The organism is Rhodanobacter sp. C06 (assembly GCF_002001105.1).
Classification (GTDB): Bacteria; Pseudomonadota; Gammaproteobacteria; order Xanthomonadales; family Rhodanobacteraceae; genus Rhodanobacter_A.
Genome location: NZ_MUNP01000062.1, coordinates 42776 through 65058, shown reverse-complemented (window position 1 = coordinate 65058; position 22283 = coordinate 42776). Strand labels below are relative to the sequence as shown.

General features: G+C 69.6%; 29 protein-coding genes. 13 read left to right on the top strand and 16 right to left on the bottom strand.

Features of this window, described 5'->3' with window-relative positions; translation table 11 throughout:
- Position 1: 1 nt before the first annotated feature.
- The 3 genes from B0E52_RS13690 to B0E52_RS13680 are packed head-to-tail and all read left to right on the top strand — an operon-like array spanning position 2 to position 2343.
- Complete coding sequence (locus tag B0E52_RS13690; RefSeq protein WP_077484672.1) at positions 2-517, top strand: Lrp/AsnC family transcriptional regulator; 516 nt, start codon at positions 2-4, stop codon at positions 515-517.
- 12 nt (positions 518-529) lie between these two features.
- Positions 530-1330: a lysophospholipid acyltransferase family protein gene (locus B0E52_RS13685; protein WP_077484670.1), complete on the top strand. Its 801-nt coding sequence runs from the start codon at positions 530-532 to the stop codon at positions 1328-1330.
- Positions 1327-2343, top strand: coding sequence for an alpha/beta fold hydrolase (locus B0E52_RS13680; protein ID WP_077484668.1), 1017 nt, complete (start codon positions 1327-1329; stop codon positions 2341-2343). Before B0E52_RS13685 ends, B0E52_RS13680 begins: the two co-directional genes overlap by 4 nt.
- A 9-nt stretch (positions 2344-2352) precedes the next feature.
- On the opposite strand, the gene B0E52_RS13675 is transcribed toward B0E52_RS13680, so the two are convergent.
- Positions 2353-2565 (bottom strand): DUF3820 family protein, encoded by a 213-nt coding sequence (locus B0E52_RS13675; protein WP_077484666.1) that lies wholly within the window; start codon positions 2563-2565, stop codon positions 2353-2355.
- Between the two features lie 142 nt (positions 2566-2707).
- Here B0E52_RS13675 and B0E52_RS13670 point away from each other — a divergent pair, with 142 nt between their 5' ends.
- The 8 genes from B0E52_RS13670 to B0E52_RS13635 all read left to right on the top strand — a co-directional run bounded on the left by B0E52_RS13670 (position 2708) and on the right by B0E52_RS13635 (position 7475).
- Positions 2708-3805 carry a PQQ-dependent sugar dehydrogenase gene (locus B0E52_RS13670; protein WP_077484664.1) on the top strand — a complete coding sequence of 366 codons (1098 nt, stop codon included), beginning with the start codon at positions 2708-2710 and terminating at the stop codon, positions 3803-3805.
- Between the two features lie 51 nt (positions 3806-3856).
- Entirely contained in the window at positions 3857-4150 is a 294-nt protein-coding gene (locus tag B0E52_RS13665; protein WP_077484662.1) for a GIY-YIG nuclease family protein, read from the top strand.
- A 75-nt stretch (positions 4151-4225) separates the two neighbouring features.
- Positions 4226-4849, top strand: coding sequence for a YbhB/YbcL family Raf kinase inhibitor-like protein (locus tag B0E52_RS13660; protein WP_077484660.1), 624 nt, complete (start codon positions 4226-4228; stop codon positions 4847-4849).
- Between the two features lie 125 nt (positions 4850-4974).
- Entirely contained in the window at positions 4975-5130 is a 156-nt protein-coding gene (locus tag B0E52_RS13655; RefSeq protein WP_077484658.1) for a DUF1328 domain-containing protein, read from the top strand.
- Between the two features lie 58 nt (positions 5131-5188).
- Entirely contained in the window at positions 5189-5551 is a 363-nt protein-coding gene (locus B0E52_RS13650; RefSeq protein ID WP_077484656.1) for a DUF883 family protein, read from the top strand.
- A gap of 6 nt (positions 5552-5557) precedes the next feature.
- A complete protein-coding gene (locus B0E52_RS13645) occupies positions 5558-6028 on the top strand; it encodes a hypothetical protein (RefSeq protein ID WP_077484654.1) in 471 nt (156 codons plus the stop codon).
- Positions 6025-6321, top strand: coding sequence for a hypothetical protein (locus tag B0E52_RS13640; protein WP_077484652.1), 297 nt, complete (start codon positions 6025-6027; stop codon positions 6319-6321). Before B0E52_RS13645 ends, B0E52_RS13640 begins: the two co-directional genes overlap by 4 nt.
- Complete coding sequence (locus B0E52_RS13635; protein WP_077484650.1) at positions 6318-7475, top strand: AI-2E family transporter; 1158 nt, start codon at positions 6318-6320, stop codon at positions 7473-7475. The genes B0E52_RS13640 and B0E52_RS13635 overlap by 4 nt, the downstream gene beginning before the upstream one ends.
- A gap of 37 nt (positions 7476-7512) precedes the next feature.
- Here the strand turns inward: B0E52_RS13635 and B0E52_RS13630 are convergent, their stop codons facing one another.
- From B0E52_RS13630 to B0E52_RS13595, 8 genes are all read right to left on the bottom strand, one after another.
- On the bottom strand, positions 7513-8199 hold the full coding sequence (locus B0E52_RS13630; RefSeq protein ID WP_077484648.1) for an MIP/aquaporin family protein: 687 nt from the start codon (positions 8197-8199) through the stop codon (positions 7513-7515).
- A complete protein-coding gene (locus B0E52_RS13625) occupies positions 8199-8582 on the bottom strand; it encodes an arsenate reductase ArsC (RefSeq protein ID WP_077484646.1) in 384 nt (127 codons plus the stop codon). Before B0E52_RS13625 ends, B0E52_RS13630 begins: the two co-directional genes overlap by 1 nt.
- 74 nt (positions 8583-8656) lie before the next feature.
- The gene (locus tag B0E52_RS13620) at positions 8657-9145 is read right to left on the bottom strand and encodes an ArsI/CadI family heavy metal resistance metalloenzyme (RefSeq protein ID WP_077484644.1); all 489 of its coding nucleotides are present in this window, start codon (positions 9143-9145) and stop codon (positions 8657-8659) included.
- Entirely contained in the window at positions 9142-9483 is a 342-nt protein-coding gene (locus B0E52_RS13615; protein ID WP_077484642.1) for a metalloregulator ArsR/SmtB family transcription factor, read from the bottom strand. The genes B0E52_RS13620 and B0E52_RS13615 overlap by 4 nt, the downstream gene beginning before the upstream one ends.
- 82 nt (positions 9484-9565) lie before the next feature.
- The gene (locus B0E52_RS13610; protein ID WP_077484641.1) at positions 9566-10474 is read right to left on the bottom strand and encodes a hypothetical protein; all 909 of its coding nucleotides are present in this window, start codon (positions 10472-10474) and stop codon (positions 9566-9568) included.
- Positions 10471-11271 carry a hypothetical protein gene (locus B0E52_RS13605; RefSeq protein ID WP_139351693.1) on the bottom strand — a complete coding sequence of 267 codons (801 nt, stop codon included), beginning with the start codon at positions 11269-11271 and terminating at the stop codon, positions 10471-10473. Before B0E52_RS13605 ends, B0E52_RS13610 begins: the two co-directional genes overlap by 4 nt.
- The gene (locus B0E52_RS13600; RefSeq protein ID WP_077484637.1) at positions 11268-12257 is read right to left on the bottom strand and encodes a PD40 domain-containing protein; all 990 of its coding nucleotides are present in this window, start codon (positions 12255-12257) and stop codon (positions 11268-11270) included. Before B0E52_RS13600 ends, B0E52_RS13605 begins: the two co-directional genes overlap by 4 nt.
- A gap of 21 nt (positions 12258-12278) precedes the next feature.
- The gene (locus B0E52_RS13595) at positions 12279-13235 is read right to left on the bottom strand and encodes a PD40 domain-containing protein (protein WP_077484635.1); all 957 of its coding nucleotides are present in this window, start codon (positions 13233-13235) and stop codon (positions 12279-12281) included.
- Positions 13236-14101: 866 nt separating this feature from the next.
- Between B0E52_RS13595 and B0E52_RS18420 the strand changes: the two genes are divergently transcribed.
- Positions 14102-14758 (top strand): hypothetical protein, encoded by a 657-nt coding sequence (locus tag B0E52_RS18420; RefSeq protein WP_139351692.1) that lies wholly within the window; start codon positions 14102-14104, stop codon positions 14756-14758.
- A 57-nt stretch (positions 14759-14815) separates the two neighbouring features.
- Here the strand turns inward: B0E52_RS18420 and B0E52_RS13590 are convergent, their stop codons facing one another.
- From B0E52_RS13590 to B0E52_RS13570, 5 genes are all read right to left on the bottom strand, one after another.
- Positions 14816-15559, bottom strand: a complete 744-nt coding sequence (locus tag B0E52_RS13590) for a response regulator (RefSeq protein ID WP_077484633.1) — start codon at positions 15557-15559, stop codon at positions 14816-14818.
- The gene (locus B0E52_RS13585) at positions 15556-16644 is read right to left on the bottom strand and encodes a histidine kinase (protein ID WP_254426804.1); all 1089 of its coding nucleotides are present in this window, start codon (positions 16642-16644) and stop codon (positions 15556-15558) included. Before B0E52_RS13585 ends, B0E52_RS13590 begins: the two co-directional genes overlap by 4 nt.
- A gap of 92 nt (positions 16645-16736) precedes the next feature.
- The gene (locus B0E52_RS13580; RefSeq protein ID WP_077484629.1) at positions 16737-17288 is read right to left on the bottom strand and encodes a DUF1579 family protein; all 552 of its coding nucleotides are present in this window, start codon (positions 17286-17288) and stop codon (positions 16737-16739) included.
- Between the two features lie 62 nt (positions 17289-17350).
- Positions 17351-18256 (bottom strand): PD40 domain-containing protein, encoded by a 906-nt coding sequence (locus B0E52_RS13575; RefSeq protein ID WP_077484627.1) that lies wholly within the window; start codon positions 18254-18256, stop codon positions 17351-17353.
- Positions 18257-18317: 61 nt separating this feature from the next.
- Complete coding sequence (locus B0E52_RS13570) at positions 18318-19184, bottom strand: PD40 domain-containing protein (protein ID WP_168174197.1); 867 nt, start codon at positions 19182-19184, stop codon at positions 18318-18320.
- 361 nt (positions 19185-19545) lie between these two features.
- Here B0E52_RS13570 and B0E52_RS13565 point away from each other — a divergent pair, with 361 nt between their 5' ends.
- Positions 19546-20058 carry a nuclear transport factor 2 family protein gene (locus tag B0E52_RS13565; RefSeq protein ID WP_077484623.1) on the top strand — a complete coding sequence of 171 codons (513 nt, stop codon included), beginning with the start codon at positions 19546-19548 and terminating at the stop codon, positions 20056-20058.
- A gap of 54 nt (positions 20059-20112) precedes the next feature.
- On the opposite strand, the gene B0E52_RS13560 is transcribed toward B0E52_RS13565, so the two are convergent.
- Both B0E52_RS13560 and B0E52_RS13555 read right to left on the bottom strand, forming a co-directional pair.
- A complete protein-coding gene (locus tag B0E52_RS13560; RefSeq protein WP_077484621.1) occupies positions 20113-20838 on the bottom strand; it encodes an SDR family NAD(P)-dependent oxidoreductase in 726 nt (241 codons plus the stop codon).
- A complete protein-coding gene (locus B0E52_RS13555) occupies positions 20835-22283 on the bottom strand; it encodes an efflux transporter outer membrane subunit (protein WP_077484620.1) in 1449 nt (482 codons plus the stop codon). Before B0E52_RS13555 ends, B0E52_RS13560 begins: the two co-directional genes overlap by 4 nt.

The following is a 22283-nucleotide window of genomic DNA, read 5'->3' as shown; positions in this document are numbered from 1 at the left end:
CATGACTGCGCTGGACCGCATCGACCTGCACCTGCTCGCCGTGCTGCAGACCGAGGGCCGCATCACCAATGCCGAGCTGGCCGAACGGGTGAACCTGTCGCCCTCGGCCTGCCTGCGCAGGCTGCAGCGGCTGGAGGCGGACCAGGTGGTCACCGGCTACGCCGCCCAGGTCGACCCGCTGGCGGTGGGTCTGGGCCTGCAGGCCTTCGTGCGCGTGCAGCTGGTGAAGCACGAGGCCGAGGTGATCGAGCGCTTCGTGGAGCGCGTCAACGGTTGGGACGAGGTGGTGGCCTGCCACGCGCTCACCGGCGACATGGACTACCTGTTGCACGTCTACGTGGCCGACCTCGCGGATTTCTCGCGCTTCCTGCTCGACCGCCTGCTCAACGCCGCCGGCGTGGCCGACGTCAACTCCAGCTTCGTGCTGCGCACGGTGAAGCGTTCGCCTTCGCTGCCGCTGCCGCGCGCGGAAAATCCACCCTCGCCGTCGCACAACGTTGCGGGCAACAGACGCTAGACTAACGGGCTGATGGATACCGCCACCGCCTCCCCGCCGATCCGCGATCATCTGCGTCCGTTGCGCTACCTGTGGCGCGTGCCGTTGCTGCTGGTGCATGCGGTGCTCGCGATCATGCTGGCGGCGTTCGTGATGAGCTGGAACCGCAATCGCGTGATGCAGGACGGCCGCGAACCGTTCCCGCACAAGCTGGTGCGCTGGTGGTCGACCGCCTTGATGCGCATCTTCGGCCTGCGCGCGGTGCGCGTGGGCGAGCCGCTGGCCGATCCGGTGCTGTTCGTGGCGAACCACACCTCGTGGATCGACATCGAGCTGCTGCACAGCCAGCGCGCGGCCTGCTTCGTGGCCAAGGCGGAGATCGCGCACTGGCCGCTGGTGGGCTGGCTGGCGGCCAGCGGCGGCACCATCTTCCACCGGCGCGGCAGCAACCATTCGCTGGCGGCGGTGATGCAGGTGATGGTGGAGCGCCTGCGCGCCGGCCGTTCGGTGGCGGTGTTCCCCGAGGGCGGCACCGGCCACGACGGCGTGCTCAAGGTGTTCCACGCGCGCATCTTCCAGGCCGCGCTGGACGCCGAGGTGGCGGTGCAGCCGGTGGCGCTGCGCTTCGCCCGCGATGGCCGCCGCGTGATCGACGCCGGTTTCCGCGAGCACGAGAATTTCCTGCAGAACTTCCTGCGCCTGCTCGGCGGCCCGGCGATGGATGCCGAGGTGCATTTCCTGCAGCCGGTACCGGCCAGCCCGGACGCGCGCCGCCGCATGGCCGAGCTGTCGCGCGAGCGCATCGCCGCGGCGCTGGAAGACCACGTCGCATGAGCCTGCCGCGCGGAAAGGATTTCCGTCCGTCCTGGCCGCTCACCAGCGGGCACATCCAGACCATGCTCTCCTCCAGCGGCGTGCGCCGCCTGCTGCTGCCGCGCGCCGCGCGCACGGTGCAGGACGGCGCCGAAGCGGTGCTGGTGGACGGCGGCGGCGGCGTGCGCCTCACCGGCGCTTACACCGCGCAGAAATCGCGCGCGCGACCGCGCGGCCTCGCCGTGTTGTTCCACGGCTGGGAAGGCAGCGTCGACTCCACCTACGTGCTGCAGACCGGCAGCCGCCTGCTCGCCGACGGCTGGGACATCTTCCGCCTCAACTTCCGCGACCACGGCGACAGCCACGACCTCAACGAGGCGCTGTTCCACTCCTGCCGGCTCGACGAGGTGGTGCATGCGCTGGGCGAGATCGCCGCGCGCTGGCCGGCGCGGCCGCTGGCACTGGCCGGCTTCTCGCTGGGCGGCAACTTCGCGCTGCGCGCGGCGCTGCAGACCTCGCGCGTGGGCATCCCGCTCGCCTATGCGCTGGCGGTGTGCCCGATCATCGATCCCGCCGCGGGCCTGTTCTCGCTGGAGGAGTCGGCGCCGTGGTTCTACCAGGCCTACTTCATGCACAAGTGGCGGCACTCGCTGCTGGCCAAGCAGAAGGCGTTCCCGCAGCACCGGTACTTCGAGATGTCGGAGCTGAAGCAGAACCTGCGCGGACTCACCGAATCGCTGGTGCGGCGGCACACCGATTTCGGTTCGCTGCAACAGTACCTGGACGGCTACTCGGTGGCCGCCGACGCGCTGATGGCGATGCAGATTCCCGCCACCATCCTCACCGCGCGCGACGACCCGGTGATCCCGGTAGGCGCGTTCGAGCAGCTGCGGCTGCCGCCGAACGTGGAACTGGACATCGCCGAACACGGTGGCCACTGCGGCTTCATCCGCGGTCGCGACATGACCAGCTTCACCGACGACTACATCGCGGCGCGGTTCAACGCCGTGGCGGACGGGACGCCGGGCGGCTGACGCCGGATCTCAGCGTCCGCGCAACGGATCGAGCAGGCGTTTCAGTCCGTTGTGGTCGATCTCCAGCATCAGTGCCAGCAGCCGGCCGAGTTCGCCGGGCGGAAAGCCCTGGCGCGCGAACCACGCGAGATAGGCGCCGGGCAAATCGGCGATCAGGTGGCCCTGGTACTTGCCGAACGGCATGCGCACGACCACGAGACGCTTGAGGTCTTCGGCTTCCATCAATGTTCGGTTGCGCGGGGCGCCGGCAGCGGCATGGCAGCGGTCGGCGGGTTCGGCTTGCTCATCGGATGCACGTTAGCAGAGGCGGCACGCGACGCGGCATGGTATAGGCTTGAAGCTTCCACCGATCCGGAGTCGTGCCATGCGCCTGCCGTCGTCGCTGTCGTTGGTTGCACTGCTGCTGCTCGCCGCGCCCGCTTTCGGCGCGGTCCATCTCGACCGGCTGGTGCTGCCGAAGGGCTTCCACGTCGCGGTGTACTCCGACCAGGTGCCGAACGCGCGCGAGATCGCGCTGGGCGCGAAGGGCACGGTGTTCGTGGGCTCGATGGACGCGGGCAAGGTCTACGCGCTCACCGACAGCAGGCACGACGGCCATGCCGACAAGGTGCGCGTGCTCGCCAGTGGGCTGGAAATGCCGGTGGGTGTGGCCTTCCATGACGGCGACCTCTACATCTCGGCGGTGAGCCGCATCTACGTGCTGCGCGATATCGAGGATCACCTCGACGATCCGCCCAAGCCCGAACTCGTCACCGACAAGCTGCCCGGCGAAACGCACCACGGCTGGCGCTTCATCGCGTTCGGCCCCGACGGCAAGCTCTACGTGCCGATCGGGGCGCCCTGCAACGTCTGCGACAAGGGCAACGCCTACGCCAAGCTCACCCGCATGAACGCCGACGGCAGCGGCGCGCAGGATATCGCTTACGGCATCCGCAACACCGTGGGCTTCGACTGGCGGCCCGGCTCGCGGCAGCTGTGGTTCACCGACAACGGCCGCGACATGCTGGGCGACGACATCCCCAGCGACGAGTTGAACCGCATGTCGCGCATCGGCGAGCACTTCGGGTTTCCCTATTGCCACGAGGGCGACATCCTCGATCCCGAATTCGGCAAGGGCCGCAGTTGCAAGGACTACACGCCGCCCGTGCTGAAGCTGGGCGCGCACGTGGCCTCGCTGGGCATGCGCTTCTACGCGGGCCGCATGTTTCCGGCCGGCTACCGGGGCGCGATCCTGGTCGCCGAGCACGGCTCGTGGAACCGCACGAAGAAATCCGGCTACCGCGTGATGACGGTGCGCCTCGCCGGCAACAAGGTGGCCAGCTACCAGCCCCTGATCACCGGCTTCGAGCAGGACGAGAAGGCCTGGGGCCGCCCGGTCGACGTGCAGCCGCTGCCGGACGGCAGCGTGCTGGTGAGCGATGACTTGGCGGGGGCGGTGTATCGCGTCACCTACAAACCATGATTTCGTCATTCCTGCGCAGGCAGGAATCGCTCTTCATTCGGAGACAGGGCCATGGACAGGCGACAACCCTGCGTCTACATGCTGGCGAGCAAGAAGAACGGCGTTCTCTATATCGGCGTCACCAGCGATCTGGTCAAGCGCATCTGGCAGCACAAGAACGATGTGATGGAGGGTTATACCCATCGCTATCGCATCCACACGCTGGTTTGGTACGAACTTCATCCGACGATGGAATCGGCGATCTTGCGTGAAAAGACGCTCAAGGGCTGGAAGCGTGCCTGGAAGATACGATTGATCGAAGGCGAGAATGCCGGATGGTGCGATCTGTATCCAACTATTCTGTGACGGCGGATTCAACAGCGAAGTGCGATTCCGGCCTGCGCCGGAATGACAATATCTGAAGGTGAACGGAGACCCCCCATGCAACTGCGCAGCGACAACTTCGCCCACGGCCAACCCATTCCCGCCGCGAACGCCTTCGGCAAACCCGGCACCCCGGTGGCGCTCTCCGACAACCGCAGCCCACACCTGGCATGGAAGGACGCGCCGGAAGGCACGCGTTCCTTCGTGCTCACCTGCATCGACACCGACGTGCCCAGCCGCGGCGACGACGTGAACCAGGCCGGGCGCGTGGTGCCGGCCGACCTGCCGCGGGTGGAGTTCGCGCACTGGCTGATGGCGAACATTCCCGCCGAATGCGGCGAGTTCGACGAGGGCGCGTGCTGCGACGGCATCACGCCGCGCGGCAAGCGCGATCCGCTCGGACCGCCGGGCAGCGTGCAGGGGTTGAACGATTACACCGGCTGGTTCGCGGGCGACGCCGGGATGGGCGGCGACTACCTCGGCTACGACGGCCCGTGCCCGCCGTGGAACGACAGCCTCGTGCACCATTACCACTTCCGCATCCATGCGCTGGACGTGGCTAAGCTGGAACTGTCGCGCGGCTTCACGCTGGCCGAACTGCGCACGGCGATGCGCGGCCACGTGCTGGCGGAAGCGGAACTGGTGGGCACCTACGCGATTCGTCCCGCTTCGGCGACGTGACGGCGAATGTGCAGGTGGCGTGCACGCACGCGCGCCCCTTCACGCGCAGATGGCGGCCACTGTGGATGAATGACGACATGCGGCTGTTGGGGCCGCGGTCGGCATTCGTTCAAGAGGGCAAGGCCATGCTTCACTACGCACTGGTATTCCTGATCGTCGCCATCATCGCCGCGGTGCTCGGTTTCGGCGGCATTGCAGGCGCGGCGGCCGGGATCGCGAAGATCCTGTTCATCGTGTTCCTGATCCTGGCGATCATCTCGTTCCTGCGACGCGCGAAATGAGGCGTGGCGCAGCGCCCGGCGAACCGGCATTCTTCCGCATGAGCTACGTGGAGACCACATGAACAAGCAGGCAGCAACGACCGACAACGACGCGCCCAGCCGCATCGACGAAGGCGCCGTGCGCGTCAAGCAGGCCACCACCAGCGCGGTCGCCGGCACCAAGGAGGCGGTGGAGCGCGCCGCCGACCACGTCGAGGAAAGCCTGCACCGCGCCACCGACAAGGTCGCCGCCGGTGCGCATCGCGCCAGCGACAAGCTCGACGAGGCGGGCGAACGCGGCCGTGCCGCCTACGACGCCACGATGGATCGCGCCGACGAGTGGCTGGAGCAGGTGCGCGACTACGTGCGCGAGAAGCCGGTGCAGTCGATGGCGATCGCGCTGGGCGCGGGCTGGCTGCTCGGCCGCCTGCTCAGGCGCTGATCGCGCATGCAGGAAGAACCCGCGCGCGAACAGGATCACGCGACGGCGCCGGAAGTTTCGGCGCCGTCCTCGTCTCTGCTGGACGAACTGGGCCGGCTGGTCGGTGCGGTGCGCCGGCTGTTCGGCGCGCAGCTGCACTTGCTGGCCGCCGAGCTGGGGCTGGCGCGCAGCGCGGTGTCGTGGCTGCTGGTCGCCGCACTGGTCGCCACCGTGGCCGGCGTGGCGCTCGGCCTGACCCTGCTCGGCCTGGTCGGCGTGTTGTTGGCCACCTGGTTCCACTCGTGGATCTGGGCGCTGCTGGTGCTGGCGCTGCTGCAGGCATTGCTGCTGGCAGGCGCGATCGGGCTGTTCCGCCGCTGCATGCACTGGATGAGCCTGCCCGCCACGCGCTACGAATGGGGTGCGATGATGCGCGAGACGCTGCACCGCGCGGAGCGCGAGGTCGACAGCGGAACCGCGGGGGAGGACAAGCCATGAGTCTGTTCAGCCATCTCGACAAGGTGCGTGCGGCGCAGGCGCGGGTGGCCGCGCATCGCGCGGAACTGGCCGAGCCGGCGGCGGCCCTGCTGGCGTGCGGGGAGCGGCATCCGCTGCTCGCGCTGGGCGCGGCGGGCGGCGCGGGCTTCGTGCTCGGCAGCCTCGACGTGCATCCGCTGCGCGTGCCCGGCGTGGGGCCCTTGTTGCGCGGCGGCCTTGCCGAGGTGGTGGCGCAGGGCGTGCGCCTGGTCGTCGAGCTGGGCGCCGGCGCCTTCGACGACGCTTCCGCATGAACGACCCACTGCCCTTGCCCGATGCCGGCGAGGCGGCCGAAGCCGCGCCGCCGGTGGCGCCGCCGCGTGTGTCGACCCTGTCGCGTGGCCGTTTCGCGCGGCGCAGCGCACGCGGCATGCGCCGCCACCTGCGCGCGATCCGCGTGCTGCTCAACGCGCTGCTGCTGCTGGCGCTGCTGTACACGGTGACGCTGTGCAAGGCGCTGCTGATTCCGCTGGTGCTCGCGGCCTTCATCGGCCTGGCGCTGAATCCGGTCGTCGCCGGCGCCGCCCGTTGGGGCGTGCCACGCTGGCTGGGCGCCAGCGTGCTGATGCTGGCGCTGATCGGCGGCATCGGCACCGGCATCGGCCTGCTCACGCCGCCAGCGCTGGACTGGATCCACGAGGCGCCGACCACGATCCGCCGTTTCGTGCCCAAGCTGGAGCACATCACCCGGCCGCTGGAAGCGGCCAACCGCGCCACCCAGACCCTGGTCAACGGCCGCCCGACCTACGTGCGACCGCAGCCGGCGGACGTGGCGCTGAGCGCCTGGGACGTGGCGTCGACGGCGCCGAAGGTGCTGGCGGCGATCCTCACCCAGGTGCTGCTGGTGTTCTTCTTCCTGGTCTACGGCGACCTGCTGCTGCGCCGGTTGGTGGAGATCGGGCCGGGCTTCAGCTACAAGCGGCAGGCGGTGTCGGTGGTGCGCGGCATCCAGCACGAGGTGTCGCGCTACATCCTCACCACCTTGCTGATCAATTTCGCGCTGGGCGCGCTCACCGCGGGCATCCTGTGGCAGCTGCGCATGCCCGATCCGCTGCTGTGGGGCGCGGTGGCGATGTTCGCGAACTTCATTCCCTACGTGGGCGCGATCTTCACCACCAGCGTGCTGCTGCTGGTGGGCCTGGTGCATTTCGACCAGCTCGGGCACGCGCTGCTGCCTGCGCTGTGCTTCGCCGGGCTCACCGTGTTCGAGGGCAACCTGGTCACGCCGCTGATCCTGGGCCGGCGCATGCGCCTGTCGCCGATCGCGATCCTGATCTGGCTGCTGGTGTGGGGCTGGCTGTGGGGCATCCCCGGCGCGCTGCTCGCGGTACCCATGCTTACCAGCGTCAAGCTGATCGCCGAGCACGTGCGCGGCTGGGCGTGGTTCGGGCACATGGTGCAGCGCTAGCGGATCGGCATCCGCGGCGGCCACGGGCCCGCAGCCATCAATCCGCGTTCGACGGCGCGCGCGCATCCGCGGTCCGGCCGTCCAGAACACGTGCCACGAGCAGTGCCGCAGCCGTTCCGGCCAGCTGGGCCAGCACGAAACCCGGCACGTCGACGGGCCGGATGCCGGCAAACGTGCGGGTCAGTGCGCGCGCCACGGTGACCGCCGGGTTCGCGAACGACGTGCTGGCGGTGAACCAGTACGCGGCGAAGATGTAGCTCGCGACCAGCGCGGGCATCGCCGCGGGCCGGGCCCGCGCACCGAGCAGGATGGTGAGCAGCAGGCCGGCGGTGGCCACGCCCTCGCTCAGCCATTGCGCGGCGCCGCTGCGCGCATGGATGCCCGGTTGCAGCAGCGGCTGGCCGAACATGGCATGGGCCAGCAGCACGCCGCCGATGGCCGCGACGAGCTGCACGGCGACGTAGGCGAGGGTTTCGCGCGTGTCGAGTTCGCCGCGCATGCGCAGCGCCAGCGTCACGGCGGGATTGAAGTGCGCGCCGGAGACCGGGCCGAGCACGGCGATCAGCACGTACAGGATGCCCGCGGTCGCCGTCGCGTTCGCCAGCAGCGCGATGCCGTCGTTGCCGCCGGACAGCGCCACGCCCATGATCCCGGAGCCCACCACCGTGGCAAGCAGCACGCCCGTGCCGAGGAATTCGGCGAGAAGTCGGCGCGGCAACGGCATCACAGCTCCGCCAGCAAGTGCCGGACGCGGGCGGAGATCTCGTCGCGCACCGCGCGGTAACCGTCGTCGTCCAGGTGCTTCGGATCGGACAGCTGCCAGTCCTCGCGCCGTTTCGCCGGCACCCACGGGCAGCCGTCGCCGCAGCCCATGGTGACGACGGCGTCGAACTCGCCGTCGACATCATCGAGCGACTTCGAGGCATGCGCGCCCAGGTCGTAGCCGAGCTCGGCCATGAAGCGCACCGCCTTCGGATGGATCCGGCCGGATGGTGCCGAGCCGGCGCTCAAGGCTTCGATCGCGCCAGCGCCATGGATGCGCGCGAAAGCTTCGGCCATCTGGCTGCGATTGGCGTTTTCCACGCAGACGAACAGGACGCGTTTCATCGGATCGGGCTCATGGCACCGGGACTTTGGGATGGCAAGCTGCGAATCGCGGCGTGCGGCGGCTGGACGGCTGCTCAGCAGCAGCCGGAATTCGGCGTGCAGCAGGCGGCGCCCTTGTCGATCTTCGGTTTCACCGCGCGCACATCCGGAGCGCAGGCCGCGCCACCGGTCGCGCAGGCCGCGTCGGCGGCGTAATAACTCGTGGCGTCGCCGACGGTGTGGAAAGTTTCCCAGCGCGTGCCCTGCGGGTCTTCGGTCCACAGCTTGTCCGAGTGCGCGTAGCAGCAGACGGCGCCGTCTTCCGGCATCACGCTGCCGCCCGCGGCGTCCAGGCGAGGCCCGAGCGCGGCAAGTTCGTCCGCACTGTCGACCTGCAGGCCGAGATGGTCGACGCCCGGCGCGCGGCCGGTGCTGGAGATCGCGAAGTTGATGCGCGGGTCTTCCAGCATCCACTTGGCGTAGTCGTGCTTGACCACGCTGGGCTCGGCGGCGAACAGCTGGGTGTAGAAGCGGATGCTGCCGGCGAGGTCGGCGACGTTGAGGTGCACGTGGAAGCGGTTCATGGCTTGGCTCCTTTCTTTCGCGGTTTGCAGGAGGACGCCGGCCCGCAGTCGGCGCTGCCGGCGCAGCAGTTCTCGGTGAGGTAGGCCAGCAGCGCGTTCATCTGCCGGTAGTTGGCGCGGACGCGGATCACCCGCCCCTCGCGCTGGTCTTCGACCAGTCCGGCGGCGCGCAACACGTTGAGGTGTGCGCTCAGCGTGGCGGGCGGCAGGTCGAGGTGTTCGCGCAGCTCGCCGACCGGCAATCCTTCCGGACCGACCTGCACCAGCCGGCGGAAGGCGGCGAGGCGGGAGTCGTGGCTGAGCGCGCCGAGGGCGGCGAGGGCGTCGGGTGTTTCCATGGTTTCATAATTCCAGAATTATGGAATTATGTCAACACGTGGCGATTTCCCACGCCGCCAGGTCCGGCGGCCGTTCCTCCAGTTATCGCGACGTCGCCATCGCCGCGTGCTGCCGCAGCCACGGCTGCAGGTCGAGCTGCCAGATGCCGGATTGCCCGGTGAAGTAGACGCTGTGGCCGTCCGGCGCGATGTGCGAACCCCACGGGATGTCCTTGTTCGCGACCGCGCCGAGATCGATCGGCCTGCTCCAGTGGTCGCCCTCGCGGAACGCGATGCACAAGCGGCCGAGGCCGCCCTTGGTCTTGCCGTAGTCGAACACGATGAAGGACTGATCCGGCGCCACCGCGGGATCGTGGGTGGACACCGCCGGATCGCCCAGCCCCGCGCGCACCGGCGGCAGGTAATGGCCGTCCCGATACGCCGCGTGCCACGTGTGCATCACCTTCGCCGCGCGGTCGAAGCGGATGAAATACAGCGAGCCGTCCGCGACGATGCTGCCGAAATCGACGAAGGCATCGCTGTTGACGACCGGCCCCAGCCACACCGGTCGGCCCCAGCCGTCGCCGTGGCGATCCACGCGCCAGAGGTTCGAGCCCGGCCCGGCACCGCCGGTGAAATAGTCCTGCGTCAGCGGCTGGCCGCCCGGCGTCGGCGGACGATCCGAATCGAACAAGAGGTAGCTGCCGTCGGGCGCCATCACCGGATCCTGGTCGAACCAGTGCCCGGAAAATCCGGCGACCGCGGGCGGCGACCAGCGGCCGTCGACCTTGTGCGACACCATGATGGTCTTGCGCTTGCCCGCGCTGCGGTCGAAGAACACCGTGTTGCCGTCGGGCGTGAAGGCCAGCGTGTCGTCGCTGTCGGGATGCAGGATGCCGCCCAGCGTGACGGGTTGCGGCGTGGCGGTGGTGGTGTCGGCGGCGAGCGCTCCGGCGGTCGCGAGCAGCAGGCCGGCGGCGAGCAGGCAGCGCATCGTGGTCGTGGGCTTCATGCTGCGTCCTCCACCGGCATCGCGTTGAGCAGGATGTATTGGCGCTCCATGGCCTCGACGCGGCCGCACTGGGCGGACGTCAGCGTCGCCGGCCGCGTGCTGACCAGTTCGTCGCTGAGCACGATGCCGTCGCGGAACGTGGCCCAGCCGCGCCAGTGCGTGCGGCCGGCTTGCCGCGTCAGCACGCAGGCCTGGCCGTTGCGGGTCAGCGTGAGCGTCGGCTTGTCGTCCAGCCAGGCGCCGTCGCCCGTGCCTTCGCGCTCCAGCGTCACGGTATGGGTGGCGGGGTCGAACGCACGCACGGTCACCGTCTGCCGCCCGGCCGGACCCAACTCCCACGGCGCGGCGATGTCCACGGTCCAGTGCTGGCCCACGTGCAGCGTGGTCGGCGCCGGGCCCCACAGGCGCGGGTTGTAGGCCAGGCCACTGGCGTCGGTGTTCGGCGCGCACTTGCCGTCGTAGCAGTTGCTGGCGCCGCCGTCGGGCAGCGCCACTGTGCCGCTGCCCGCGGGCCGGCCGTCGTAGCGGTAATCGATGTGCAGCCGCGGCGGCGTGGATGCGGCGTCGGTCACGCGGTAGGTCGCGGTGCCGCTGACCCGGTGCACCCGTTCGTCGAAACCGGGCGCGCGGATCGCGATGGCGCGCGAGAACACGTTGCCGAAACTGGCGCCGGCATGGAACGCCGGCGTCAGTGCCGCGGCCGTGCCGGGCGGGACCGCGGCGCCGGCGAGGTCGGGCAATGCCAGCGCGAGCAGCAGGACAGGGAGATGGCGGGCGAGGATCATGGATCGGCTCACGGCGAGATGCCGTGCGCACGCAGCACGTCGGCGATGTCGAAGCGCCAGAGGTTGCGCGAGCCGTTCAACGGCTGCTGCAGCCGTTGCTCCAGCGTGGCGGCGCTGTCGCGCGGCTTGGGGAAAGACACCACGTCGCGACGGTTGCTGGAGACGTACAGCTCGCCGAAATGCGGGCCCAGCGAAGGCGCGTTCTCCAGCGACGGGCTGTTGACGTCGCCCGGCAGGTGCAGCGGCTTGCCCCAGCGGCCGTCCGGCTGGCGGAACGCGATGTAGAGGTCGGCGCTGCCCAGCGAATCGCCCTCGTTGCCGGCATAGACGAGGAAGCGCTGCTGCGGATCAATGGCCGGGTCCATGCGGTTGCGCGAGAGTTCACCGAGTTCGATCCGCTGCGGTTTCGCGTAGCCGTTTGTCGTGCGGCGCGCCACGTAGATCTGGTAGGCGGCACCGGAGTCCGGCCGGTGCGCGGAGAAGTAGATGTCGCCGTTCGCCGCGACGGACGGGTTGTAGATCATCGCGCCGTCATTGAGCGCACCGTCCACATGCACCGGCGTGCCCCAGCGGCCGTTTGCCTCGCGCTGCACGTACCAGAGGTTGGTGCCGGTGAAGCGATGGCCGCCCATCTCCGCCGTCACCGGCGCACCGCCCGGCTGCACGGGACGGTTGGAGACGAAGTACAGCCGCCGTCCGTCCGGCGACAACGTGGGTTCGGAGTCGTGCCACTCGCCGGAGAACGCGGCCACCTGTGGTGCGCCCCAATGTCCGCCGACGCGATGCGACACCATGATGGTGTCGTCGCGCTCGGCGAAGTCGGAGCGCATGAAGTACAGCGTGTCGCCGCCCGGTGTCACGGCGGCCGAGGTTTCCTGCAGGCCGGTGGAGATCGTGCCGGGGCCGACCAGTTCGCCGCGCGCTTGCGCGCGCGCGGCGACGGGTGCGGCCAGTGCGGCGGCGATGCCGGCGGCAAGAAGGAGAGAGCGTGGGGACATGGGGACTCCGGATGGACGAGCTCAGGCGGCGTGATGCGCCGCCAGCCAGGGTGCCAGCGACAGGCGCCAGATGTGATTGTTGCCGTTGTCCCACGCGCGCATCCGCGCCAGGTCGGCACGCGCCTGCGCGGGCGAGCGCGGGTAGTGCACCGGCACGGTGCGGTTGCTGGTGAAGTACACGGTGCGGCCGTCCGGGCCCAGGTGCGAACCCCACGGCTGGTAGCGATCCACCGCGTCGCCGAGATCGACCGGCGCGCGCCAGCCGTCGCCGTCGCGGAAGGCGAGGTAGAGATGATCGGGCTGGTCCTTGCCGGCGTAGTTCGCGTCGAACACGAGGAAGGAACCGTCCGGTGCGATCGCGGGGTCTTGTTCCTCGGTCGCATGGCCCAGCGCGAGCCGCTGCGGTGGCTGGTAGCGGCCGTCGCGCCAGGCGCTGCGGTAGAGGTGGAATGCGTGGCCGGCTTCGTCGCGACGCTGGAAATACAGGTCGCCGTTCGCGGCCACGCCGGGCGCGTAGACCGCGGTGCCCACGTTCACTGTATCGGGCAGGCGCACCGGCGCGCCCCAGCCGTCGCCGCGACGGTCCACCCGCCACAGATGGCCGCCGTGCAGCGGCGCGCCGCCGGCAACGTCGGGGCGATTCGAGGTGAATACCAGATAGGAGCCGTCCGGCGCCATCGCCGGATCGTGGTCCAGCCACTGCCCGGAGAACGGAGCGATCCGCGGCGCGGACCAGCCGCCGCCCACGCGATGCGCCTCCATGATGAAGCCGCTCGCGCCCGCCTGCTGGTCGAAGTACACGGTAGCGCCGTCCGGCGCGAAGGTCAGGCAATCCACGCTCGCGGGGCCGGAGATCGCGCCGGGCTCGAAGATCTCCGGCTGCGGAGGGGTCGCTTCAGCGGCGCGGAGGCCGACGGCGGCGAACGCGCCGACCAGGGCGAGCGCACCGGCCAGCAAGGCGAACAGGCGATGGAGCATGCGGGTGCCTCGGCATGATGACGATACCGAGGAGTCTGCGCAGTGGTGTCGGCGTGCCGCCGCGGGTTTGTGACGAGCGGGGTGAGGACGCGTGACCAGCGGTTGTTCGTGAGGGGCGAACGGTTTGATCGCATCGGGGAATCGAGGCGCCTTGGCGCGCCGTGCGTTTTTCCCTTCTCCCTCCGGGAGACGCGGAGAGGCGCCATGGATGGTGCCGTTTTGGGGAGCGAGGAAGGTGGCCCGAAGGGCCGGATGAGGGTTCGGGCAGGGCGAGGAATTACAGATCCATCGAGTCCTGCGTGTCGTACCAAGCAAAGGCTTTCGTCTGCCTGCGGCAGCCGAGTTACTTTTCTCTTGCGTGGCCACGCCTGCGCTTGGAGCGCAGGCGAACAGCGTAGCTGGCCCGAAGGGCGGAGGGCAGGATGCGCGGAGTCAGAGAAAAGTAACCAAAAGAGAAGGCCGCCCCGCTTGGCGCTTGCCGCCCATCCATGGGCGGCAGGTTCGTGAGTCGGGGCCGGGCTTTCCGACAGCACGTCCGTGTACTGTCGAAAAGGAACCGACTTCCTGTCGGTTCCCGCTGCGCGGCCTGTCGGCGCCGCCTCACCGCCGCACAGGGGCCCGGGGTAGAGCAGCGGGCCATCCTGACCCGCACTCGGTGTGCAACCGCTGCGCGGTTGCACGAGGTAGCGGCCTTTGTGCAGGTTGAGTATTTTGTGTGTGATGAATGTCTTCTATCGGCCAGAAGCAGTCGCTCGAACCTGCATACTGACCTGAGTTTTGGGCTTGCCAAGGAGATTGTTGGGGGCCAGCGCACCACGCGACCCAGAAGCGCCCGTATACTTTCGCGATAGGGAATCGGTGGGCTTATGGGGCACGACATCTGGGTGACGATTTGTAATTTGTTCCATTCCTTCGGACGCTGGGAAGGGATTACCGCCATCAGCACAGCGGCGGCTGCCATCTTCACCGCAGTGATGGCTTACCTGACACGCAAGGCGATCAAGGAAGGTCAAGGTCAACGGAAAGACACGAACGACCATTTCGCAGCGACGCGTGCGCAAGACAAGCAACATCACGAAGATTCTTTTCGTCCACTGCTGGTGCTTGCGCAAACGGATATAGCGGACACCGTCAATCGAGACGGCACTATCCGGGTTCTCGCCAACGATTCGAAATCCGGCCTGGTAGTCATTAAGTGCGTCATCCGTAATATCGGCATGGGTCCTGCTCTCAATGTTCGACTTCACTTGCGCAGCGATGGAAGAACTGGATTCGGTCCCACTCGCGAGTTGGCCCCCATTGCCGGTGGCGGCGAATACGGCGATTCCAAGGAGAGGTTGGAGATCCTCGCCTACTACCATGACGGGTTTAACAATACAGACCTCGCCAACGCTGGCCGTGGCCTTTGGATACTGGTGCTGGAATACGAGGACATTTTTGGCAACTCGTTTCACACGCTCCATTGCAAAGACCGATCACAACCTTGGGCGCGTGCTGGTCGAGGGCGTGCACCGGACACATAGTCTGTCCGTCAAGCGACTCTTCATGCCTTCACCCCCGATGAATCGGCACCTCGCCCGTCAAGGCAACCCCAGCACCACCCGCGCTCCGGCCCGAAACCGCCGGCTCAAATCCAGCCGCGTGCCGTCGCGCAGCACGATCTCGGCGTTGCCGTTGAACAGCGGGTGCACTTCGCGGATGCGTTCCACGTTGACGATCACGCCGCGGTGGATGCGCAGGAAGCGCGCGGGGTTCAGCGATTCCAGCAGGTGGCTCAGCGTCTCGCGGTGCAGGTAGTGCGCGCCGTCGGCGTGGATCTGCACGTAGTTGCCGTCGGCGCGGATCCAGTCGATGCGTTCCGTCGCGATCACCTGGATATGTTCGCCCACGCGCACGCTGAGGCGTTGCAGGTGGCCGGTCGGCGTCGTCGCCGTCGCGGGCGACTGCAGGCCTTGCCAGTGCCGGCGCACGCGCGCCAGCGCCTGGTCGAAGCGCGCCTGGTCGATCGGCTTCAGGATGTAGTCCAGCGCGCCGGCGTCGAACGCGCGCAGCGCGTGCTGGCCGTAGGCGGTGGTGAACACCACCATCGGCAGTGCGTCCGATTTCAGCTGGTGCAGCAGCTTGAAGCCGTCCATGCCGGGCATGCGGATGTCGAGGAAGATCAGGTCGGGCGTGAGCGCGGCGATCGCCTGCAAGGCCTCGGCGGCGTTGCCGCATTCGCCCACGACGGCCACATCGGGATGCGCGGCCAGCGCCTGGCGCAGCGCGAGCCGCGCCAGCACCTCGTCGTCCACCAGCAGGGCGCGGATGGTTGCGGTGCTCATGCGGCGTGCTCGCGGAACGGCAGGCGCAGTTCCACCCGCGTGCCGCCGCCGGCGCGGCGCTGAAGTTCCAGACTGGCGTCGCCGCCGAACAGCATCGCCAGCCGCGCGCGGGTGTTGGTGAGGCCGATGCCTTCGTTGGCGCCGTCGGCGGGCAGGCCCAGGCCGTCGTCGTCCACGCGCAGCACCAGCTCGTCGCCGTCGCGTTGGCCGAGCACCTGCAGGCTGCCGGGTTCGGCCTTGGCCAGCAGGCCGTGGCGCAGCGCGTTTTCCACCAGCGGCTGCAGGATCAGGTTCGGCACGGCGGCGCGCAGCGCGTCGTCGGCCACGTCCAGCCGCGTGCTCAGCCGGTCCTGGAAACGCACCTGCTGGATGTCGAGGTAGCAGCGCAGGAATTCCAGCTCGCGCGCCAGCGGCACCTGCGGCGCGTGGCGTTCCTCCAGCGTGAGGCGCAGGAAGTCGCTGAGCCGCGCGATCATCAGCCGCGCCTGCAGCGGATCGGCCAGCGCCAGCGCGGAAATCGCGTTGAGCGTGTTGAACAGGAAGTGCGGCTGCAGCTGCATGCGCAGCGCCTGCAGCTGCGCCTGTGCCAGCTGCGATTCCAGCAACGCGCTGCGCAGTTGCTCGTCGCGCAGCCGGCGGCGCGAATCCAACCCGCGCAGCGCCGCCAGCACGATCCAGTAGGTGAGCACCGCCAGGTGGTAGCTGTAGGCGAACTCCATGCGCAGGTACTGGCCCAACGTGTGCACCGGCATGCGCCCGGGGCCGCACAGGAACCAGAACAGCACCAGGTGCACGAGCATCTGCGCCAGGCCCACCGCCAGCGAGGCCGGTACGTGCACGGCGCAGAAGCGCCGCCAGCCGCGCCCCGCGGTCCGGCGCCCCAGCCAGCCCAGCAGCGGCACCAGCGCCATCCACAGCCAGAAATTGCCGAGGTTCCAGGCCAGGTTGCGCAGCCAGTTCGGCGGATCGCCCTCGCTGATCGAGGACAGCGCCCCGCTGAGCGCATAGGACAGCGCCAGCAGCGTCCAGAAGCCGAAGATCAGTCCCCAGGTTTTCAGTCGCTGCGCTGCGCTGCGGTCAGACACGGGAACCTCGCCGACGTACCACCCGATGGCGCGCCAGTGTGCGCGACGGTAGCCGCCCGGGACAGTGCCTGAAGGCATTGCCGGCGTCGGGCCTAGGCTTGTGGTGCCTGCGCGTCGCGCGTGCATGACTGTTCGTCGCCCAGCTGCCACGCGCCGCTGCGGTTCCGGTAGGTGTAGGTCACGCGGTAGGCGTCCTCGCCGTGGCGCTGGAACACGAAGCGGTCGAGATAGCCGCTCGTCGCGACGTTCTCCAGCGTCAGCGTGTCGCCCACCCAGCCGGGCGAGGTGTAGCGCCGATCGCCGCCGAAGTTGTCGAACACCGTCGCGGTGAAATGCCTGGCGGCCTTGTCGTAGCCCCACCACGAATCCGCGAGGTAGCGGTTCGGCGGATCGTCCGCGTGCCGCATGTGCAGCCAGTGGCCGCCGAGTTCGATGCCGAACGACTCGCGGGAAGTGATCGGCTTGCCGTTCGCGAAGCGGCCCGCGCAGCGCCAGTGCCCGACGAACCCGGCCAGCGGCGCGAGCCCGTCCGTGACCTTGGCATGCGCGACGCCGACCTGTGCCGATGTGGCCGTGGCGAGCAACAACAGGCCGGCCGCGAGCGGCGCGGTGATTAGGCGGATGGCGCGTGGTCCGCGGCGCATGCAAGGCCATCGGTACATGAAGGTTCTCCTGGGGAGTGCGTGAGGCATGGCAGCGATGGACATCAGGGCTTTGCCGCCGCGGGTCGCGCCAGCCGGGCGGCCAGCGACAGGGTGTGGATGTGTTTGTCCGATCCGCTGAAATACAGCGTGCGCAAATCCGGGGCGAGGCGCGCTTCGATGCCCGTCGAGTCGAGCGGCACCGGCGCGCTCCAGCCGCCGGCGGTGGCGAACGCCACGAACAGGCCACTGCTGCCCGGTGGCGTTGGCGCGCGCTCCGAGCTGAACACGAGGAAAGACTGGTCTGGCGCCACCGCCGGGTCGTAGTCGGCCGTCACGCCGTCGCTGAACGACAGCGGCTGGGGCGGCCGGAATCGGCCATCGATGCAGCGGCTGACGTACAGCCGCGTGTGACGGGTTTGCGGATCGGGATGGGTGAAGTAGACGCTGCCATCCGCGGCCACCGCGGGGGAATACGTGGCGGCACTGACGTTGACGAGATCGGGCAGGCGCGCGGGCGTGCCCCAGGTGCCGTTCTTCAGACTCACCCGCCACAGGTTGCCGCCACGGCCGGGGCGCGATTTGCCGCCCCAATAGCCGTCCAGCGGCTTGCCGCCGGGCGCGCTGGGCCGGTTGGAGATGAAGATCAGGTACGAGCCGTCCGGCGCCATCGTCGGTTCGAAATCCATCCACGCACCCGAGAACGGCGCGCGCTCCGCGGTCGACCAGGCGCCATCGCGCCAATGGGCGACATAGAGGCGTCGCGTCGATCCGCCTCCGCGCGCGAAGACGACGGTGTGGCGGTCGGGGGTGAACGTGGGGTCCGCGTCACCGACCGCCTCCCATGGCACGTTCGCGGCGACAACTGCGCCACTCGGCGAGGCCGTGGTCGCATGGACCGGCCTGGCGGGGATGATCGCGCACAGGGCGAGCGCAAGAGGCAGGGTCGGCATCAAGCGTGCGGATGTCATGTGTGGTTTCCATGGATGGAGTGGATGCAGCGCGCGGCAAGCCGTCGGACGCTGCGCGGGCTCAGGGATCGATGCGTCGGTGCGCGTCCAGCCACGGCGCCAGCGACACCTGCCAGATGTGGTCGTGGCCGTTGTTCCACGCCGCGTCCGCTTGCGCGCCGGCGGCGCGCCGGTCGCTGTAGAAGTACAGCGTGCGGCGGTCGGGGCCGAGCTGGGCGCCCATGTTTTCCGTGCCGCCGTTGACCGCGTCGCCGAGGTCCTGCGGCGCGCTCCAGCCGTCCGCCGTGCGGAATGCGATGGCGAGGCGGTACGGTGCCTGCGGCGCGTGCTTGATGCTGACCACGATGAACGAGCCGTCCGGCGCGATCGCCGGATCGCGGACCGTCGCGCCCGCATCGCCCAATGCCACCGCCCGCGGCGCCGCGTAACGGCCGTCGTGATACGGGGCGCGCAGCAGCGCGAAGTCGCCGCGCGGCCCGGCGCAACCGATGAAATAGAGGCTGCCGTCGGCGGCGATGCTCGGCGAGGCGATCAGCGAACAGCGATTGACGACATCGGGAAGCCGCACCGGCGCGCCCCAGTGGTCGCCCTGCCGGTCTACCCGCCACAGGTTCATGCCCTGCCCGACGTGACGCTTGCCGGCATGCACCGCGTCGAGCGGCGGGCCGCCCGACGCGGTCGGGCGGTTGGAGGCGAACAGCAGGAACGAGCCGTCCGGCGCCATCGCGGGATCGAGGTCGTGCCAGCGCCCGGAGAACGGCGCCACCGTCGGCACCGACCAGCGGCCGTCGCGGCGGCGCGATTCCATCAGCGTCGAGCCGTCGCCGGTGGCGCGCATGAAGTAGACCGTGGCGCCGTCCGGCGCGAACGCGGCCGCGCCATCGTCGGCCCCAGCGGGGATGGTGTCCGGCGCGAAGAGCGCGGGCACGACCGCCGTCGGTACGTGACCGGACATGGCCGCGACGGGTACAAAACTTATCCATGCCGCGAACGCTGTCGACAGGCGCATCGCCATCCCTCCGCATCGGTGGTGCGCCCGTGCGTGGACGCATCTGCCGGCGCAAGCTGGCGCAGGCGTCGGCGGTTGTCGCGCGAGGCGTGATGGCCGGGGCGTTCGCCGTGACCAGCGGCACGCGCAGCCGGATGGGAGGTCGCCGCTCGCCGCCGGCAAGCACGCGGCGACCGTTCATCACGGCCATGCCATCGCTCGCCCCGGAACCGAAGCGCGCGATGCATGCACCGCGCAGGCTGTTCCCGCGGCACTGTCGCCGCATCAACAGGACGACAACATGCCTTGCCGTACTTTCTGCCGTGTTCCTGCACGTCTTGCCTGCATCGGCTTGTGGCTGGGCGCCGCCGCGATCGCTGCGCCAGCCATGGCCGCGCCGCAGGGCAGCGCTTCCGCCGCGGACGAAACCGCGCACACCGCCGCCGCCGTGAAGGCGGTGGACCAGCACTGGCTGGAGGCCGAGGAGAGCGGCGATGCCGCCTGGCTGGACAGCATGCTGCTGCCGGACTACCGCTCGGTGGGCGTGGCCGGCACGTTCGCCACGAAGGCTGGCATCGTGGCGCATGCCGCGAAGAACCGCGGCTCGGACAAGATGAAGCAGCAAGTGGCCGCGTGGCAGGCGGCGCATCCGGTGGACCAGCAGGTGACGCTGCAAGGCGACACCGCGATCCTCAGCTTCATCAGCGCCGCGCCCGCGACCAAGGGCAAGCTGTATTCCTCGGACGTGTTCGTCTACGCGGACGGCCGCTGGCGAGCGCTGTATTCGGCGCACACGGAACTCGGCAAGGATTGAGCGCAGCCCGGCTCCTTCGGGATACCGGGAGGAGAACCGTCGCCGAGGCGGGCGTCACCACGCGATGCGCTGCCCATCGCGCAGCAACGCACCGTTGATGCCGGGCTCGGGCAGGCAGGCGGCGGCCACGATGCCGGCGGCGCCGCGCTCCACCGGGCCGCCGCCGGGGCCGCCCAGCGCGGTGGCGACCCAGCCGGGGCAGACCGCGTTGACCAGGATGCCGCTGCCGGCGAGTTCGGCGGCGAGCGCGCGGGTGTAGGCGTTGAGCGCGGCCTTGGACACGCGGTAGGCGGGATAGCCGATCGCGTCGGGCGCCATGTTGGCGGCGCAGCCACTGGTGACGTTGACGATGCGGCCGTAGCGGTGACGGCGCATCAGCGGCAGCAACGCGCTGCACAGTTGCCAGGCGCCCAGCAGGTTCGTCTCCAGCGCGGCACGCACGTCATCGGGCGTGGCGCTTTCGGTGCGTGCCTCGCGGTCGGCGTGGCCGCCGGCGTTGTTCACCAGTACATCGAGACGGCCGTGCTCGCGGGCTATCCAGGCGGCGAGCTCGGCGATCTGCGCGGCATCGGTGACGTCGAGCGGCACGGCGACCGCGTCGCCGCCGATCTGCCGCGCGGCCTGTCGTCCCCTGGCGAGGTCGCGCGTGCCCAGCAGCACGCTGTAGCCGCGCGTGGCGAGCTGGCGCGCCACCTCGAAACCCAGCCCGCGGTTCGCGCCGGTGACCAGCGCCACGCGATACAGCGGCGCCGGCACCGCCCGCTTGCGCGCCGTGCTCATGGCACGGCGGCTACCGGAGTGGCGACCGGCGCGCAGCGCGTGTCGTCGCCGCAGGCCTGCCAGCCGCCGCCCAGCGCCTTGTACAGCGCCACCGCGCGGGTATCGATCGCAGCCTGCGCCTGGGCCAGCGCGTCGTCCGCGGCGAGCTGTACGCGTTCGGCGTCGAGCAGTTCCAGATAGCCGGTGGCACCCTGTTCGTAGCGCACCTTGGCCAGCTCGGCGGCGCGTCGGCTCTGCTGTGCCTGCGCGACGAGTTTCTCGACGCGGTCGTGTTGCAGGTTGTAGCCGACCACGGCGTTGTCGACGTCCTCGATCGCCTCCAGCACGGTGCGCTGGTAGTTCGCTTGCGCCGCGTCGGCGCGCGCCTCGGCGGCGTGCAGTTCGCTGCGCACGCGCTGCACGTTGAGGCCGTTCCAGGTGATGCTGGGCGCGATCGACCATGCGCGTGTGGACGGGCTGCCGAAGTCGTTGCTGCGTCCGGCGAGGAAGCCGAGGAAGCCGCCCAGCGAAAGGTGCGGGAAGAAGTCCGCCTTGGCCACGCCGATGCGCGCGTTGGCGGCGGCGTATTCGCGTTCGGCGATGCGCACGTCGGGACGGCGCGCCAGCACGTCGCCGGCGGCGCCGATCGGCAGCACGGCGTCGATCGGCTTGAACGTCTGCGGCGAGATGTCGACGTCCAGCGCACCGGGCTGTTCGCCCAGCAGCACGGCGAGCCGGTAGCCGTCGGCGTGCGCCTGCATGTCGAGCAGGGGCAGTTGCGCTTCCGTGGCGCTGAGCTGTGCCGCGGCGCTGGCCACGTCCTGGTCCGAGGCGGTGCCCACCTCGGCGCGGGCGCGGATCAGCTTCAGCGTGTCCTGCTGGTTCGCGATGTCGCGGCGGGCGATGTCCTGCCGCTGCTGGGTGCCGCGCAGGTCGAAGTAGTTGCGCGCCACTTCGGCGAACAGGCTCACCTGCGCGTCGGCCAGCGCGGCCTCGCTGGCGCCGAGGTCGGCGTGCGCCGCCTCGACGGAACGCCGCACGCCGCCGAACACGTCGATCTCCCAGCTGGCGTCGAAGCCGGCCTGGTAGGCAGTCACGGTGTTGCGCTGCGGGCCGAAGCCGGGCGTCTGTTCGCGGCTGCGGGTGTAGCTGGCGCCGGCCTGGATGTCCGGCAGGTACTGCGACTTCGCGCCGCCCAGCAGGGCGCGCGATTCGGCGAGGCGCGCCACCGCGATGCGCAGGTCGAGGTTGTTCGCCGCGGCGCGCTGGATCAGCGCGTCGAGCGTGGGATCGCCGAACTGCTTCCACCACTGCGCCTGGAATTGCGCGCTGCTTTCGCGCGCCGCGTCCAGGCCTTGCAGCTGCGGCGTCGGCGTGGCGGGTGTCTTGTAGTTCGGGCCCACGCTGACGCAACCGGCGAGTGCGAGGGCGGCGAACAGTGCGGTACTACGGAGCAGGTGTTTCAT

Coding starts and splice junctions, on each gene's coding strand:
- B0E52_RS13690 (WP_077484672.1), top strand. CDS start 2: ATGACTGCGCTGGACCGCATCGACCTGCACCTGCTCGCCGTGCTGCAG.
- B0E52_RS13685 (WP_077484670.1), top strand. CDS start 530: ATGGATACCGCCACCGCCTCCCCGCCGATCCGCGATCATCTGCGTCCG.
- B0E52_RS13680 (WP_077484668.1), top strand. CDS start 1,327: ATGAGCCTGCCGCGCGGAAAGGATTTCCGTCCGTCCTGGCCGCTCACC.
- B0E52_RS13675 (WP_077484666.1), bottom strand. CDS start 2,565: ATGGAAGCCGAAGACCTCAAGCGTCTCGTGGTCGTGCGCATGCCGTTC.
- B0E52_RS13670 (WP_077484664.1), top strand. CDS start 2,708: ATGCGCCTGCCGTCGTCGCTGTCGTTGGTTGCACTGCTGCTGCTCGCC.
- B0E52_RS13665 (WP_077484662.1), top strand. CDS start 3,857: ATGGACAGGCGACAACCCTGCGTCTACATGCTGGCGAGCAAGAAGAAC.
- B0E52_RS13660 (WP_077484660.1), top strand. CDS start 4,226: ATGCAACTGCGCAGCGACAACTTCGCCCACGGCCAACCCATTCCCGCC.
- B0E52_RS13655 (WP_077484658.1), top strand. CDS start 4,975: ATGCTTCACTACGCACTGGTATTCCTGATCGTCGCCATCATCGCCGCG.
- B0E52_RS13650 (WP_077484656.1), top strand. CDS start 5,189: ATGAACAAGCAGGCAGCAACGACCGACAACGACGCGCCCAGCCGCATC.
- B0E52_RS13645 (WP_077484654.1), top strand. CDS start 5,558: ATGCAGGAAGAACCCGCGCGCGAACAGGATCACGCGACGGCGCCGGAA.
- B0E52_RS13640 (WP_077484652.1), top strand. CDS start 6,025: ATGAGTCTGTTCAGCCATCTCGACAAGGTGCGTGCGGCGCAGGCGCGG.
- B0E52_RS13635 (WP_077484650.1), top strand. CDS start 6,318: ATGAACGACCCACTGCCCTTGCCCGATGCCGGCGAGGCGGCCGAAGCC.
- B0E52_RS13630 (WP_077484648.1), bottom strand. CDS start 8,199: ATGCCGTTGCCGCGCCGACTTCTCGCCGAATTCCTCGGCACGGGCGTG.
- B0E52_RS13625 (WP_077484646.1), bottom strand. CDS start 8,582: ATGAAACGCGTCCTGTTCGTCTGCGTGGAAAACGCCAATCGCAGCCAG.
- B0E52_RS13620 (WP_077484644.1), bottom strand. CDS start 9,145: ATGAACCGCTTCCACGTGCACCTCAACGTCGCCGACCTCGCCGGCAGC.
- B0E52_RS13615 (WP_077484642.1), bottom strand. CDS start 9,483: ATGGAAACACCCGACGCCCTCGCCGCCCTCGGCGCGCTCAGCCACGAC.
- B0E52_RS13610 (WP_077484641.1), bottom strand. CDS start 10,474: ATGAAGCCCACGACCACGATGCGCTGCCTGCTCGCCGCCGGCCTGCTG.
- B0E52_RS13600 (WP_077484637.1), bottom strand. CDS start 12,257: ATGTCCCCACGCTCTCTCCTTCTTGCCGCCGGCATCGCCGCCGCACTG.
- B0E52_RS13595 (WP_077484635.1), bottom strand. CDS start 13,235: ATGCTCCATCGCCTGTTCGCCTTGCTGGCCGGTGCGCTCGCCCTGGTC.
- B0E52_RS18420 (WP_139351692.1), top strand. CDS start 14,102: ATGGGGCACGACATCTGGGTGACGATTTGTAATTTGTTCCATTCCTTC.
- B0E52_RS13590 (WP_077484633.1), bottom strand. CDS start 15,559: ATGAGCACCGCAACCATCCGCGCCCTGCTGGTGGACGACGAGGTGCTG.
- B0E52_RS13580 (WP_077484629.1), bottom strand. CDS start 17,288: ATGCGCCGCGGACCACGCGCCATCCGCCTAATCACCGCGCCGCTCGCG.
- B0E52_RS13575 (WP_077484627.1), bottom strand. CDS start 18,256: ATGACATCCGCACGCTTGATGCCGACCCTGCCTCTTGCGCTCGCCCTG.
- B0E52_RS13565 (WP_077484623.1), top strand. CDS start 19,546: ATGCCTTGCCGTACTTTCTGCCGTGTTCCTGCACGTCTTGCCTGCATC.
- B0E52_RS13560 (WP_077484621.1), bottom strand. CDS start 20,838: ATGAGCACGGCGCGCAAGCGGGCGGTGCCGGCGCCGCTGTATCGCGTG.
- B0E52_RS13555 (WP_077484620.1), bottom strand. CDS start 22,283: ATGAAACACCTGCTCCGTAGTACCGCACTGTTCGCCGCCCTCGCACTC.